Origin of the sequence: Streptomyces sp. NBC_01384 (genome assembly GCF_045040035.1) — a bacterium.
Classification (GTDB): Bacteria; Actinomycetota; Actinomycetes; order Streptomycetales; family Streptomycetaceae; genus Streptomyces.
Genome location: NZ_CP109559.1, coordinates 4,593,127 through 4,607,476, shown reverse-complemented (window position 1 = coordinate 4,607,476; position 14,350 = coordinate 4,593,127). Strand labels below are relative to the sequence as shown.

The 14,350-nt window shown below is 71.7% G+C and carries 14 protein-coding genes; 8 read left to right on the top strand and 6 right to left on the bottom strand.

All coding sequences use genetic code 11. The annotated features are described in order from the left end of the window. Nucleotides 1-33 precede the first annotated feature (33 nt). Both OG747_RS21020 and OG747_RS21015 read right to left on the bottom strand, forming a co-directional pair. A complete protein-coding gene (locus OG747_RS21020; RefSeq protein ID WP_405880870.1) occupies nucleotides 34-651 on the bottom strand; it encodes a DUF2064 domain-containing protein in 618 nt (205 codons plus the stop codon). Next, nucleotides 648-1,391, bottom strand: a complete 744-nt coding sequence (locus OG747_RS21015) for a glycosyltransferase family 2 protein (protein WP_405880869.1) — start codon at nucleotides 1,389-1,391, stop codon at nucleotides 648-650. The genes OG747_RS21020 and OG747_RS21015 overlap by 4 nt, the downstream gene beginning before the upstream one ends. 103 nt (nucleotides 1,392-1,494) lie before the next feature. Here OG747_RS21015 and OG747_RS21010 point away from each other — a divergent pair, with 103 nt between their 5' ends. Then, a complete protein-coding gene (locus OG747_RS21010) occupies nucleotides 1,495-2,358 on the top strand; it encodes a response regulator transcription factor (RefSeq protein WP_405880868.1) in 864 nt (287 codons plus the stop codon). A gap of 92 nt (nucleotides 2,359-2,450) precedes the next feature. Then, nucleotides 2,451-3,563, top strand: a complete 1,113-nt coding sequence (locus OG747_RS21005) for a sensor histidine kinase (RefSeq protein ID WP_405885616.1) — start codon at nucleotides 2,451-2,453, stop codon at nucleotides 3,561-3,563. Between the two features lie 83 nt (nucleotides 3,564-3,646). On the opposite strand, the gene OG747_RS21000 is transcribed toward OG747_RS21005, so the two are convergent. The 3 genes from OG747_RS21000 to OG747_RS20990 form a co-directional block, all read right to left on the bottom strand. Next, a complete protein-coding gene (locus OG747_RS21000) occupies nucleotides 3,647-4,642 on the bottom strand; it encodes an NAD-dependent epimerase/dehydratase family protein (protein WP_405880867.1) in 996 nt (331 codons plus the stop codon). Nucleotides 4,643-4,827: 185 nt separating this feature from the next. Continuing rightward, nucleotides 4,828-6,210: an ATP-binding protein gene (locus tag OG747_RS20995; protein WP_405885615.1), complete on the bottom strand. Its 1,383-nt coding sequence runs from the start codon at nucleotides 6,208-6,210 to the stop codon at nucleotides 4,828-4,830. 91 nt (nucleotides 6,211-6,301) lie between these two features. Next, a complete protein-coding gene (locus tag OG747_RS20990; RefSeq protein WP_405880866.1) occupies nucleotides 6,302-6,979 on the bottom strand; it encodes a response regulator transcription factor in 678 nt (225 codons plus the stop codon). 136 nt (nucleotides 6,980-7,115) lie between these two features. Here OG747_RS20990 and OG747_RS20985 point away from each other — a divergent pair, with 136 nt between their 5' ends. Next, nucleotides 7,116-7,775 carry a hypothetical protein gene (locus OG747_RS20985; protein ID WP_405880865.1) on the top strand — a complete coding sequence of 220 codons (660 nt, stop codon included), beginning with the start codon at nucleotides 7,116-7,118 and terminating at the stop codon, nucleotides 7,773-7,775. Nucleotides 7,776-7,865: 90 nt separating this feature from the next. Here OG747_RS20985 and OG747_RS20980 read toward each other — a convergent pair whose 3' ends face one another. Then, nucleotides 7,866-9,011 carry a winged helix DNA-binding domain-containing protein gene (locus tag OG747_RS20980; RefSeq protein WP_405880864.1) on the bottom strand — a complete coding sequence of 382 codons (1,146 nt, stop codon included), beginning with the start codon at nucleotides 9,009-9,011 and terminating at the stop codon, nucleotides 7,866-7,868. A 647-nt stretch (nucleotides 9,012-9,658) separates the two neighbouring features. On the opposite strand from OG747_RS20980, the gene OG747_RS20975 reads away from it, so the two are divergent. The 5 genes from OG747_RS20975 (at nucleotide 9,659) to OG747_RS20955 (ending at nucleotide 14,345) form a co-directional block, all read left to right on the top strand. Further along, nucleotides 9,659-10,834, top strand: a complete 1,176-nt coding sequence (locus OG747_RS20975) for an acyltransferase family protein (protein ID WP_405880863.1) — start codon at nucleotides 9,659-9,661, stop codon at nucleotides 10,832-10,834. A gap of 29 nt (nucleotides 10,835-10,863) precedes the next feature. Then, nucleotides 10,864-11,028 carry a hypothetical protein gene (locus OG747_RS20970; protein ID WP_405880862.1) on the top strand — a complete coding sequence of 55 codons (165 nt, stop codon included), beginning with the start codon at nucleotides 10,864-10,866 and terminating at the stop codon, nucleotides 11,026-11,028. A 183-nt stretch (nucleotides 11,029-11,211) separates the two neighbouring features. Continuing rightward, nucleotides 11,212-11,574: a DUF952 domain-containing protein gene (locus tag OG747_RS20965; RefSeq protein WP_405880861.1), complete on the top strand. Its 363-nt coding sequence runs from the start codon at nucleotides 11,212-11,214 to the stop codon at nucleotides 11,572-11,574. A gap of 798 nt (nucleotides 11,575-12,372) precedes the next feature. Further along, a complete protein-coding gene (locus OG747_RS20960; protein ID WP_405880860.1) occupies nucleotides 12,373-13,185 on the top strand; it encodes an esterase/lipase family protein in 813 nt (270 codons plus the stop codon). A 176-nt stretch (nucleotides 13,186-13,361) separates the two neighbouring features. After that, nucleotides 13,362-14,345: a hypothetical protein gene (locus tag OG747_RS20955; RefSeq protein ID WP_405880859.1), complete on the top strand. Its 984-nt coding sequence runs from the start codon at nucleotides 13,362-13,364 to the stop codon at nucleotides 14,343-14,345. The last annotated feature ends 5 nt before the right edge of the window (nucleotides 14,346-14,350 follow it).

The window sequence follows — 14,350 nt, the reverse complement described above, 5'->3', positions numbered from 1 at the left end:
TCACCCCCGGCGGCGTCTTCTCGCGTGCGGTGCTCATCGTCCGGTGGCCGCCTTGAGGCGGAACAGCTCGGCGGCGAAGTCGCTGCCGGGCGCGGTCGCGGCGACCACCTCCGCGTCGCGGGCCGTGTCGATGTCCCGGAGGCGGGGCAGGTCACGCACCCGCAGTCCGGCGGCGACGAGCCGGTCCCGCTGCATCGCACCGGTCGTGGGCGTCGACATCGGCACGCCCCGCAGCAGGTCCGGATCGGGGACAGCGAGCCCGAGGGCCCAGAAGCCGCCGTCCTCGGCCGGACCGAAGTACGCCTCGCAGTCGGCGAAGTCCACGGTGAGGAGCGCGGGCGTCACCTGCGGTGTGTCCATGCCGATGAGCAGCGCGGGTCCGTCGCAGGCTGCGAAGGCGGCGGCCAGCCGCTCGTCGAGTCCGCCCGCGCACTGCGGTACGACGTCGAAGCCGGGCGGCAGCCAGGGGCCCGCCGCTCCGTCGAGCACCAGCACGCGGCGCCGCGCGGGCGCCGCCGCCACCGTACGCAGGGTGTCCACGAGGGCCGCCTCGGCGAGCCCCGCCGCCTCCCGGGGCGTGAACGGCGGGGTGAGCCGGGTCTTCACCCGCCCCGGCCGCGGTTCCTTGGCGATGACCAGGAGCGTCGTCACTGGGCGGTACCTCCCTGGGACGGGGTGAGGGGAAGGGACGGGGCGGGCGGCTCGGCCAGCACGCGGCGCATGTCCCGTACCGCCTGCCAGGTGCCGCGCCAGGTTCCGGTGACCTTGGAGGTGCCGGTGCGCGGGAGGTACGGCACGTCGTGCTCGGTGACGCGCCAGCCGGCGTCGGCGGCACGGACGACCATCTGGAGCGGGTAGCCGCTGCGGCGGTCGGTGAGCCCGAGGGCGAGCAGCGGTTCGCGGCGGGCGGCACGGAGGGGGCCGAGGTCGTGCAGGCGCAGACCGGTGCGGCGCCGGAGCATTCCGGACAGCGCGAGGTTGCCCGCCCGGGCGTGGGCGGGCCAGGCGCCCCGGCCCTGCGGGCGACGCCGCCCGAGCACGAGGTCGGCCGCGCCGTCGTGCACCTCGCGTACGAAGGGCACGAGCCGGGACGGGTCCAGCGAGGCGTCGCAGTCGCAGAAGCACACGATGTCCGCGGTGGCGGCCAGCAGCCCGGCGTGGCAGGCGGCGCCGAACCCGCGCCGCGTCTCGCGCACGACACTCGCGCCGAGGCTGTGGGCCAGTTCCGCCGAACCGTCCGTGGAGCCGTTGTCCACGACCAGGGCGCGCCAGCCGGGCGGGATACGGGCGAGCACCCAGGGCAGGGCCTCGGCCTCGTTCAGGCAGGGGAGGACCACGTCGACGGGCGCCATGGCTGTTTCCGGTTCGGGAGAGGTCGTCACGGCATTCACCTTACGAACACGAAAGGGAAATATCGGACTTCAGGTCCTTACGAAACACGGACGTCGAGTCGGGAGCGTCGCACGGGGGTGGGGCCGGTGGGAGGCTGGATCCATGCAGCAGCCGTACGAATCCGCAGGCGCCGGACCCGGTGAATCCGCAGGTGTCGGACCTGGCGAATCCGCAGGTGTCGGACCTGGCGAATCCGCAGGTGCCGGGCCTGCCCCGAGCGGGACCGGGGAGGCGGCGCGCGGGAACGGGGAGGCGGCGCGCGTCCTCGTCGTCGACGACGACCCCACCGTCGCCGAGGTCGTCTCCGGCTACCTCGACCGCGCCGGGTACGTCGTGGACCGTGCCCCGGACGGCCCCGCGGCTCTCGTCCGTGCCGCCGCGCACTGGCCGGACCTGGTGGTGCTGGACCTGATGCTGCCCGGGATGGACGGGCTGGAGGTGTGCCGCAGGTTGCGTGGCCGCGGGCCGGTGCCGGTCATCATGCTCACCGCGCGCGGTGACGAGGACGACCGGATCCTGGGCCTGGAGGTGGGCGCCGACGACTACGTCACGAAACCGTTCAGCCCCCGCGAGCTGGTGCTCAGGGTGGAGTCGGTACTGCGCCGCACCCGGCCCTCCGCCGGCGCCCGCCCTCTCCACCGGGCCGGTCTCACCGTCGACCCGGCCGCCCGCCGCGCCACCAAGAACGGTGAGGAACTCGCCCTCACCATCCGCGAGTTCGACCTCCTCGCCTTCCTCCTGCGCAACCCCGGCCGGGCCTACAGCCGCGAGGACCTGATGCGCGAGGTGTGGGGCTGGGACTTCGGGGACCTGTCGACGGTCACGGTCCACGTACGCCGGCTGCGCGGCAAGGTCGAGGACGACCCGGGGAGACCGCGTCTGATCCAGACGGTGTGGGGGGTCGGCTACCGCTTCGAGGAGCCCACGCCCCGCGAGGCCCCCACACCCCGCGAGGAGGCGGTCTGACCATGCAAGCCCTGCACACAACGCAAACCCTGTACGCCGCGCACGCCACGCAAACCCTGTACGCCGCGCACGCCGCGCACGCCGTGCACACCATGCACGACATGCTGCTCATCGCCCTCTACGCCTTCCTCGGCGCCGCCGCGGCCGGACTTCTCGGCGCGGGCGCGCTGTGGCTGATCCGGCGGCGGTCGCTGACCGCCTCCCTCGCCGTCGTCGCCGCCGTGGCGGTCACCGCGATGCTCGCGGGGACGCTGGTCGTGGCGTGGGCGATGTTCCTGTCCCCGCACGACCTGAGCGTCGTCACGACGGTCGTGGCCATGGCGGCCGTCGTCTCCCTGGCCACGGCGCTGTTGCTCGGACGTTGGGTCGTGGCCCGCAGCCGGGCGCTCACCCTCGCGGCCCGCTCCTTCGGCGACGGCGGCGACTTCGCGGCCCCCGACGGACCGGCCACCGCCGAACTCGCGGCGCTGAGCCGGGAGTTGCAGGCCACCAGCGCGAAGCTCGCCGAGTCCCGCGACCGTGAACGCGCCCTGGAGACCTCGCGCCGCGAGCTCGTCGCCTGGATCTCGCACGATCTGCGCACCCCGCTCGCCGGACTGCGCGCGATGTCGGAGGCGCTGGAGGACGGCGTGGCGGCCGACCCGGACCGCTACTTCCGGCAGATCCGCACCGAGGTCGAGCGCCTCAACGAGATGGTCGGCGACCTCTTCGAACTCTCCCGCATACACGCCGGGACCCTCGCCCTGTCCCCCTCCCGCATCTCCGTCTACGACCTCGTCGGCGACGCCCTCGCGGGTGCGGACCCGCTCGCCCGCGAACACGGCGTACGCCTGGTCGGCGACCGCGTCGAGCCGGTACCGGTCGAGGTGGACGGCAAGGAGATGAGCCGGGTGCTGGGCAATCTCCTCGTCAACGCGATCCGCCGGACACCGACGGACGGTACGGTCGCCGTCGCCGCCGAGCGATCCGACGAGGGTGTCGTCCTGTCCGTCACCGACGGTTGCGGCGGCATCCCGGAGGAGGACCTCCCGCGCGTCTTCGACACCGGCTGGCGCGGCACCCACGCGCGCACCCCGCCTGCCGGAGCGGGCCTGGGCCTCGCGATCGTCCGCGGCATCGTCGAGGCCCACCAGGGCCGGGCCGCCGTCCACAACGTTCCCGGCGGCTGCCGCTTCGAGGTCACGCTTCCCATGGCGAGGGCGTAGGCGTAGGCGTAGACGAGGGCGTAGGCGTAGGCGTAGGCGAGGGCGACCTCCGGCCGGGCGCGGAGTGCCCGAGACCCAGGTGGTTACTCCCCCCGAAGCCTCGCCGTCGCGAACTCGCGCATTCCCTCCGCGAACCCGACCTCGGGCTTCCAGCCCAGCTCGGCCCGCAGCCGTGACGAGTCGGCCGTGATGTGGCGTACGTCCCCCAGCCGGTACTCCCCGGTCACCACGGGCTCGGGCCCCCCGTACGCGGCGGCCAGCGCCCGCGCCATCTCGCCGACGGTGTGCGGCTCCCCGCTCCCGGTGTTGTAGGCCGTGAGAGCCCCGGCACGCGAACCCGCCTCCAGGGCCGCCACATTGGCCGCCGCCACATCCCGTACGTGTACGAAGTCCCGCCGCTGGCCGCCGTCCTCGAAGACCCGAGGGGCCTCGCCCCGGGCGAGCGCGGACCGGAAGAAGGAGGCGACCCCGGCGTACGGGGTGTCACGCGGCATCCCCGGCCCGTACACGTTGTGGTAGCGCAGCGACACCGCCGAACCGTCCGTCGACCGGGCCCAGGCCGCCGCCAGATGCTCCTGGGCCAGTTTGGTCGTCGCGTACACGTTCCGGGGGTCGACCGGAGCGTCCTCGCCGACCAGCCCGGGTGTCAGTTCCTCACCGCACCGCGGGCACCGGGGCTCGAACCGTCCCGCGTCCAGATCGGCGACGGCCCGGGGCCCCGGCCGTACCACCCCGTGCCACTCACACGCGTACGAGCCCTCCCCGTACACGACCATCGACCCGGCGAGGACCAGCTGTCGCACCCCCGCGTCCGCCATCGCGGCGAGCAGCACCGCCGTACCGAGGTCGTTGCGCGACACGTACTCGACCGCGTCGCCGAACCCCGTTCCCAGCCCCACCATCGCCGCCTGATGGCACACGGCGTCCACACCCGGCAGGGCGCCCGCGACCGCCTCGGCATCCCGTACGTCCAGACCGTCACGCAGATCGAACACGACCGCCTCGTGCCCCCGCGCGGTCAGCGCCCGGACGATCTGGGACCCGATGAACCCGGCAGCGCCGGTGACCAGTACTCGCATACACCGAACGCTAGGCGCGCGACCCCGTCCCACCGCGGCACCGCGCCCGTCACGTCACGAGTCCGTAAGACCTGTTCCGATCGCTCACCATTGTCAGGGGGTGTGAGCGGAAGGGCGTCCGAATACGCGTTCACCGGCCGGGCGACCTTCTTGACGGTACCGGCGTCGAGCGCCAAGGCGTTGGCTCAGCTCGGTGCGACGGCGACGGCGGCGGCGAGCGGGAGGCGGGCGACGATGCGGGCGCCGTGCGGGTGGGGCTCGGCGGTGAGGGTGCCGTGGTGATGGGACGCGATGTCGCGGGCGATGGCCAGGCCGAGGCCGGCTCCGCCGAGGTCGCGGCTGCGGGCGTCGTCCAGGCGGGTGAAGCGCTCGAAGATCCGGTCGCGGTCGGCGTCAGGGATGCCGGGGCCGTCGTCGGTCACCTCCAGTACGGCCGTGTGGGCGCCCGGGTCGGCGTGCAGGGCCAGCTCTATGTGCTGGTCGGCGTGCCGTTGGGCGTTGTCGAGCAGGTTGGTGAGGAGTCTGGTGAGCCGGCTGCGGTTGCCTTCGACGGTGATGCCGGGTCGCAGGCTCGCGTCGATCCGGATCCGGTCGCCGTGGCGTGCGGCGAGGGTCGTACGGCAGAGGTCGGCCAGGTCCAGCGGGCCGCTCTCGACGGGCTCGGCCGCGTCCAGCCGGGCCAGGAGCAGCAGGTCGGCGGCGAGGTCCTGGAGCCGGACGGTGTCCTCCAGGACCTCGCTGACCAGGTCCGGCCACAGCGCCGGGTCCGGATGGGCGAGGGCGACCTCCAGCTGCGTACGCAGGACGGTGATGGGGCTGCGCAGTTCGTGCGAGGCGTCGGCGATGAACCGGCGCTGGCGCACCACCGCGTCCTCCAGGCGGTCGAGGGTGGCGTTCATGGTGCGGGCGAGGCGGGCAACCTCGTCCTGGGCGTCCGGGACCGGGACGCGGCGGTGCAGCGCATGCCCGGTGATCTCGGCGACCTCGGACCGGATGGCCTCCACCGGACGCAGCGCCCGGCCGGTCACCCACCAGGTGACCAGGGCGACCGTGGCCAGCAGCAGCGGCGTGCCGATGCCCAGCGCGGCCCCGGTGATCTCGTCCGCCTGGTCCGCGTCCCGCAGCGACGTACCCGCGTACACGGTGACCGTGCCGCTGGGGGTCCGGGCGGTGACGGCGACGATCCGCTGGCGGTGTTCGTCGTGGAACGGTTCGCCGGACCAGGTGGCGCGCAGCTTGCCCTTGTGCGGGCGGAGGTGGCCGATGGGCGGACGGCCGCTGAGGTTCTGGCTGGCGGCCACCACGCGGCCGTGGGCGTCGACGACCTGGATGAAGTCGGCGCCGTGGGCGAGTGGCAGCAGGTCCGGGAGCCTGCCCTGGGCGGCCAGCCGGCCCACGGTGTCCGCCTGCTGGGTGGCGGCGTCGTTGGCGCTGCGCTGGAGGTTGGCGTGCAGGATGGCGAGGAGCGCGAAGGAGGCCGTGGCCAGCGCGAGGGCGACGACCGCGGTCGCCCCGAGCGTCGCCCGGGCTCGTACGGACCCCGGCCACAGGCGTCGCGCGAGTTTCATGGCGTCGGCGCGCAGGCCCGGACCCAGGCCCGGCCTCAGGCGCCGGGTCGCGGCCAGGACGGCGTCGGGGTGCGGGAGGTACCGGTATCGCCTAGCCACCGTCGGCCGCCAGCCGGTATCCGGCGCCCCGGACGGTCTCCAGGGCGGAGCGGCCGAAGGGGGTGTCGATCTTGCGGCGGACGGCGCTGACGTGCACCTCGACGAGATTGAGGTCCGCCTCGAAGGCGGAGTCCCAGACGTGCTGGAGGATCTCGCGCTTCGGCACCACCTCGCCCGCACGGCGCGCGAGATACTCCAGGATGGCGAACTCCCGCGTGGTGAGCCGCACTTCACTGCCGCCCCGGGTGCACGTACGGCGGGCCGGGTCGATCACGAGATCGCCGAGCTCCAGTGTCGGAGGAAGCCGGTGGCCGGTACGGCGGTGGAGCGCGCGGAGCCGGGCGACCAGGACGACGTACGAGAACGGCTTGGACAGGAAGTCGTCGGCACCGGTGTCCAGCGCCTCGGCCTCGTCGTACTCGCCGTCCTTGGCGGTGAGCATCAGGATCGGAGTCTCGCTGCCGACCGCGCGCAGTCTGGCGCAGACCCGGTAGCCGTTGAGGCCGGGCAGCATGATGTCGAGCACGATCACGTCATAGCTGTGCTCCAGGGCGAGCCACAGCCCCTGGTTCCCGTCGTGGGCGACATCGACGGTGAAGCCCTCGGCTGTGAGGCCTCGCTGCAGGGCGGCGGCCAGCCGCTTCTCGTCCTCGACCACCAGTACACGCACGCCGTACAGCCTCGCACGCCGTCCGGCGGCTCCCTGAAGACGCCTTCAGCTGCCTTCAGCCTGGCTTCAGCATCGGCCGTCCAAGCTGACCGCAGCAGCCGGCACCGGGCCGGCCGATGCGATCAGGAGCCCGAGCATGTCCCAGCCCGTCCCGCCGGAGCAGCCCGAGTCCAAGCCGGCCACGTCGTCCCGGAAGCGCCTTCCGCGCCTTCCGCAGCTGAGGCGGAGCCGTTGGCTGGCCCTCGGTGTCGGGGTCGTCCTGCTGGGCGGAGCCGCGGCCGGCGCCGCCGCGATCGCCGACCATGACCACGGCGAAAGGGGCGACCGCGGCAACATTGCGGCGGAGCGCGACGGGAAGGGCGGCGGTTACGGCGACCACCGCACGCGCGGAGCGGGCCGGGGCGAGGACCGGCGCGAGGGCGGAGGCGAGGATTCCGGCAGGAGCGACGACTCCAAGGCGCACCAGAAGGGCCAGAGCGGCCAGAACGGCCAGAACAGCCAGAACGGCCAGAACAGCCAGAACAGCCAGAACGGTCAGGGCACTGTCGCGCCCGCGCCGGTGCCGGCGGTGTCGGCCGCCAAGGCGATCGATGCGGCCGGCAAGGCGGTCCCCGGTGGCAAGCCGGACGCGCTGCGCGTGGTGGTGCAGCAGGGCGGCGGAAGCGCCTGGGAGGTCGAGGTGCTGGGCACCGACGGCGTCCGACACCTGGTGACCCTCGACGGTGCGACCGGCGCGGTGACCGGCAACACCGTCGCGCCCACGGCCCCCACCGCCCAGACCGCCCCGACCGCCTGACGCTGAAGAACGCGGTTCTTCTGCTGCCTCCCCCTCCCCCTCCCGCTCCCCCTCCGTGTGCCACTGCGGATTGAGCGACAAAACCGCTGATCACAGCGGCGTTGGCAGCAGCCGCACCTCGGACTCGGGGAGCTTGGCCCACCAGTGGTGATAGCGGCTGTAGACCGCCGCCTCACGGTCTGCGAGCAGCGTCGTCAGGGATTGGGCCTCTGCGGCGAGTCCGTCCCAGACAGCGGGCGGGAGGGGGTGGAACGCCGTGGCCTCGATGTCGCCGTCCACCGGCCGCCACACGCCGGCGACATGGCCGTCCACCAGCAGGGTGGGCAGTACATCGCCGTTGTTCCGGATCACCAGAGAACGGTAGGCCGGGGGTATCACCCGGCTGCGGTCGGCGTAGGCCAGCAGAATGCTGTCCCACATAGCCATGAGCCGGGGTGGGGCGGGGGTGTCCGCGGGCGGCCGGGGGGCGCCTGGCAGGTCGTACAGCGTGACGCCGTCCGGCCCTTGGAGCTGCTCGACGGCGCCGTCCAGAGCGCGGAGGGCCTCACGGACAGGTGCCCGCTGCACCATGGCGAACTGCGCGACGTCCGCCACCGACGCGGGCCCGAACCCCGCGAGATAGCGCAGGATCAGGGTCCGTAGCGCCTCCGGCTCCACCAGCCGCCCCGTGGGCACGGGCCCGGTCCCGGCCGCGACGAAGGACGGTCTGACACCGAACGACCAGGGCGCGCCCGTCGGGGCATGGTGCAGCGGCGCGTACGCCTTCAGCCCCCACCACGCCCCGTCCTGCTTCTCGGCGCCGAGTCGCTCCTCGACCCATGCCCGCATCTCGGCCGCGGTCCGCGGGCGGGCGGCGTAGGCCAGCAGCTCTGGCATCACCTCCTCGGCGTCCGCCGGCGTGCGCCTCCCGGCGGCGTAGCGAGTCCCGAGGCGTGAGCCGTACAGCGTCGGCTGCATCGCCATACGGAACGCCTGGTAGTCCTCGGCGTGCACGGCGTGCAGGGTGATCCGCATCAAGGTCGCCTTGACCACCGAGCGCCGGGTGAAGGCGGCGTCCAGCTCGGCCGGGGCGAAGCCAGTGAGCCGATTCCAGAGTGCGAGATACGGTGAGGCCGGGTGCTGCGCCTGAAGCGCGACTATGCGCCGCACTCCGTCAGGGACGGTCAACGGCTCCCGCTCCAGCAGCAGTTGGCGACTGAGGGTGGCCCGGTTGAGTTCGCGCGCGGTGATCTCCACGACGCAGGATTCTGCCGTGCCCCGTCCCGCACCCGCCGGCACCGGGTCGCGGCGGAGGCCCTACATGCCCCCGCCCTCCGCGTACCTCCCCCGATCTACGAGATGTCGGGGGACGATCCACGAGATGTCGGGCCGTCGATGAACCAGGCACGCTGTATCGCCAGGGCGCAGCCCAGCGCATCGCTGCCGGGCCGGGTGCGCAGCGCGACCGGTCCCGCGGCCGCGGCGGCGGGGCGGGCAGGTGCGCATGCGCCGCCACCGGCAGCGCCCGGGCGGGGGGCCGCCGAGGCGCACCGCGATCACGTGTCGCGCCTGGATGCGGGCATCGGCGCGATGATGTGAGGTGTCTGGTCCTCTGCCATCGGACCGACCCCGGCGTACCGGCTCGACCGGTTCGACCAACTCGATCGTTCCGGGCGTACTGGGTAGTGCCCGATACGGAGGCGTGTGTCCTGCCTTCGGCCATTGAACTTCCCGGCCGTGTACGACGTTAGTCACTGTGGGTGGCGTTGCACCGTGGTGACTGTGGGTGGCGAGCGCGCGCCGAGAGAAAGGGCCGAACGATCTCAACGAAATCGAACCATCCCGTCAGCAGCGTCGACCTTGGCTCACCCGTCCCGGCACGGCAAGGGGACAGCACAGGTGAAGTGCACGGTCGCAACCATGTGCTGGGCCTTGACGGCCTCCGCGGCTTGGCCGCACTGTACGTGCTCCTGTTCCACTGCTGGCTCATCACCTTTCCAGGGTTTCCCCGCAACTCGGGTCCCTCCTGGCTGGGCTGGCTGATGTACGGGCGTCTCGCTGTTGTCTTCTTTCTGGCGCTGTCCGGTTTCTCCTTGGCCATCTCGCCGGCGCGTAACGGTTGGCATCTGGGCGGCGTTGTTCGTTTTCTGCGTCGGCGCGCCTGGCGAATCCTGCCGCCGTACTGGGCGGCACTCGCGTTGAGCTTGGCAGTCGCTGGGTTTGTGGTGCCCGCCTCGCACATGGGACCGCCGAGCGACAAGTCGATTCTGGTGTACGGCCTCTTGGTCCAGGACATGTTTACGGCTCCGACGCCGAATGGGGCGTTCTGGTCGATCGGCGTGGAGGCGGAGCTCTATCTGGTCTTTCCGTTCCTCCTTTTGATCCGGCGGCGGCTGGGGGCGGTCATCCTGGTTGTGGGTGCGACGCTCCTGGTGGTGGCACGCGGCTTGTCGGCGGCAAACGCGTCCCCGGTGGAAGGTGTGAACTGGCTGACTCCGAATCTCGCCCCGGTATTCGTTGCCGGCCTGGTGGGTGCGGGAGTTGTCGTCGCGCCTGAGAAGGTCCGACGCCTGCCATGGCATTGGCTCGCCGCCCTGGCAGCTGTGCCAGTTCTGTCACTTGTCATGGTCAAGGGATCGGTTTGGACGGTAGACCATTATTTCTGGGTCGATCTTGCCGTCGTGCCCGCCATGACGATGCTCCTCGCGGCCGTTGCCACAGGCAGGCCCGTCTTCCTCATGCGCCTCCTGGCTACGCGACCCATGCGCAGTCTCGGCGACGTTTCATACAGTCTCTACCTCATTCATTTGCCGATTGTCATGATTGTCAGTCGAAAAATCGCCCCGCTGTACGTGTCGCCCGGCCTGCCCGCATTCTGGTTCACGCTGATGCTGGGACTGCCCGCTTCGGTGCTGGGGGCACTGATATTCGCCAAGGTCTTCGAGACACCTTTCAAGCGAAACCGATCTTGGAAGTCCATGTTCTCGGCAGGGCGTTCACGCTGGACATGGATGCGGTTGAGTCTCCGTCGACCGTTTCACGATGGCCGGCCTGACGAGAAGTCGTTTCGGCACCGATAAGGTTCACGCGGTGTGGTGCGGCAGCGGAGATGCGGGTACTCGCCCACATGCCGCCCGAGTTCAGTGTTCCCGAAGGCCGCGCTCAACCGGGTGAGGGGGAACTGGCCGTCGCGGGAGGCGAGTTGTCCCGGCTGATCGGCCGCCCGACCACGCCGATCGGCGACACCGTCGCGGCCGCGTTCAAGCGGACATGACCGGCGATCCAGCGATCCATGCCGCCGCACGTCGTACCGAGGAAGGGATCACGACGGACGGCAAAGCCGGACGTACCACGGTCAAGGCCCGGGCTGGACGCGGGGCAGCCCTCCGCGGTGAGCCGCTGTGACGGCCCGGATTGTTCTTCGATCCTTGGTCATACGCTGTTGTATAACCGGGCCATGATCTATCACGTCGTGCCGCTCGACGAGTGGAACGCCAGTCCCGACCAGCCATACGCCCCCGCTTCCCTCGCGGAGGACGGTTTCGTCCACTGTTCCCCCGACGAGGAGACCACGCTCACCGTCGTCAACGCGTTCTACCGCGACTCTCCCCGGCCGCTGCTGGCGCTGCTCCTGGACGAGGACCGGCTCACCGCGAAGTGCGAATGGGAGGCGGCGGTGCCCGCCCCGCCGGCCGGGGTCGCCGAGGACGTCCGGTTCCCGCATGTCTTCGGGCCCCTCAACCGCGACGCCGTCGCGCGCGTCCTGGAGGTCCGGTGGGACGACGAGGGCCGGGCGACGGGACTTGGGGACGCCGGCTGACGGGCCGTCGTCTCGACGGCGATCGTCGACGTCGCCTTCCCCGCCGACTCCCCTGGGGCCCCGGTGCCCCGCCGCGGGCTCAGGGGCACCGCGCCACTGCTCCGCCTCGTGGCCCCTCGGTCACGCTGGGTAGTGCGGGCCCTCATGAGGTTCGGGCCCCGGGGGCGCGGTCGAGCCGGGGGCGACCGAGGGGAGAGGCGAGGGTCATTTCCAGCCGTCTGGCGCACTCCGGTGGAAGCGGTGGATCGTTGACCATGCGTGGCAGGACATGACCTCGGTGGAGCCGATGGGCGGCGTACCGCCGCGGACTATGCGGACCCGCGCGGGCTCCGCCGTGCGCTCGTACGTTGCGAGCCGGATTTCGTGCGGCGTCTGGGGATCGCGACCGCGGGGGACCCGCGCGGCGTCCCGGTGCCTGGTGCGCTGGGCGAGGCGGTGGCGCTGACCGCTTCTGCGGCTGTCTCCCCCGGTTTCCGTGTGAAGTCTGGATGACCTCCACGTAAAGCCTGGGTGACCCCCGCGCCCCTGGTGGCATCCGGTGATACCCCTCCGAAGCGCGCTCCTCCGGGCCCAACGGCCTCACAGTACGCGGGCCCAGCCGCCTCAAAGTACAATAGGGACAATTCAGGCCACGGCTACGGCCAGGTTCGGCGCCCGTCGCTTTGCATGCAATGGGCGCCGCGGCGGCACGATTCCTGGCGGCGGCGTACCTGAGAGGTAGGCCGCCGTTTCCGTGTGAGTGCGGGCCGCGGGAGGTATGCAGGGATGGACCTATACCCAGCACAAAGCGTCGGCCGGATGGCGCGTGGCGCGGTCACCGAGGCAGCGGCCGTCACCGCGGCCCTGGCTCTTCTTCCCTTCGGCGCCGGCGGCGGTAGCGGGAGTGTCTGCACCGGTCACACCCCGCTGCCCCAGCTGCCGGCCGTGCACGGCGGCGTGCCCGGGGAGAGCGCCACTCGCGCTCCCGTGCTGCTCGTACACGGGCTGGGCGGCAACCGGGCGGTCCTGACGGTCCTGAGCAAGGGACTGCATCGCGGTGGCTTCCCGTGCGTGTCGGCGATGAACTACCGCTCGTTGGCCGGAGATATCGCCGATGCCGCGCAGCAACTGGACAGGGAGGTCCGACGGTTGTGCGAGCACGGTGACTGCGAGCGCGTCCACGTGGTCGGTCACAGCCTCGGTGGCCTGATCGCCCGTTACTACGTGCAACGCATGGGCGGCGATGCCCGGGTGGACACCCTGGTCACTCTGGGAGCGCCCCATCAGGGGACCTGGGCCGCCATCGTGCCGGCCCCGGCCCCCATGATCCGGCAGATCCGGCCGGGTAGTGCCCTGCTCGCCGAACTGGCCCTGCCCGCGCCGGGATGCGGGACCCGTTTCGTCGCCTTCCACAGCGAACTCGACGAGATGGTCATCCCCTCCGGTCATGCCCGGATCAGCCACCCGGACCTGCTCGTCGACAACGTGGCCGTTCAGGGTGTCGGCCATCTGTCGCTGTTGTTCCACCGCGGCGTGATCGACGACGTCTGTCGCGTGCTCGCCTCTCCGGCCGAGCAGCCGGTACTGCCCCTCACGCCGTCTGAGCCTGAGCAGTGGCCTGAGGCGACGTAGCGTTCGGGGGGGCAGTTGAACCGCCTCCACCGTCCCACCGCCCCACCGCGGCCATCTCGGACAGTGCTCGGCGAATCCCTGCCTCGGCCGTTCCCCCAGATGCGGGAGCGGCCGCTTTCCGACATGGTGGAAATGACTGATCCTTTCCGAGCATCGCACCACCCGGAGGGAACGCGATGGCCGTAACGACAGATCTCCTCATACCGGCGCTGCGCGAGGTTCGCGAGACCGAGGCTGCGCTTGCCGACCGTTTCAGAAGCCATCTCGCGGTCACACCTCCCGGGGACCACCGGGAATCATTGGAGCGCCGCGCCGGCGACGCCCGGGGCCATGTGTACCGCATCGACGAACGCCTGCGCTCGCTGCAGCCCCGCAGCGGGGTGCAGACCTTCCTCGGCACTGCCTGGCACCTCACCGAGCGGGCCGCCCGGCTGCCTTTCGATGCGGCGATGGCCGTCCCGCAGATCGTGCTGCAGGGGCAGGTGAAGCCAACGAAGCATCAGCTGCTGAAGAACGCCGAGGACGAGTACGCGGTCACCGCGCTCGCCGTAGCCGTCTGCCGGGCTGCCGAGCGCATCGCGCAGGAAGCCGAGGACGCCAGCAGTTCGGATCTGCTCAACTCCATCCGCCGCAACGGCGAGGAGGCACTGGAGGAGCTCGGCAGCAGCCTCGAACAGCGCGCCGAGGAAGCGGTGGCCGCCGAGGCCGCCGACGGCTCACCGGCGGCGGCCGTCACCCGGACGGTCCGCGCCTGGAGCAACTGGCTGCGGGAATCCGCCGAGCGTGTGCCAGGCGTGCAGCGGCTCCAGGGTGCACCGCAGGGAGCCTTCATCACGGAGGCCGAATTGCCGATCCCGGATTACCGCGGACTCAGCACCAAGGCGATCCTCGACCGGCTTCCGCACCTGCCCCAGACCGACCTGGCCACAGTCGACGCCTATGAGCGCTCGCACGCGGGCCGCCCCGTGATCTTGAGCAGCATCGTGGATCTGCTCGGCCCCGAGCCCTGGCCGGGCTACGACAGCGAGACCGCGGACGAAATCGTCAAACGCCTCCAGGACACCGAATCGGGCCCGGTCCGGCGAGTGTTGGACTACGAACGTCGCCATCAGGCACGCGCCACCATCCTTTCAGCCGTCATGCGAGCTGCGACTGACTGACTGGT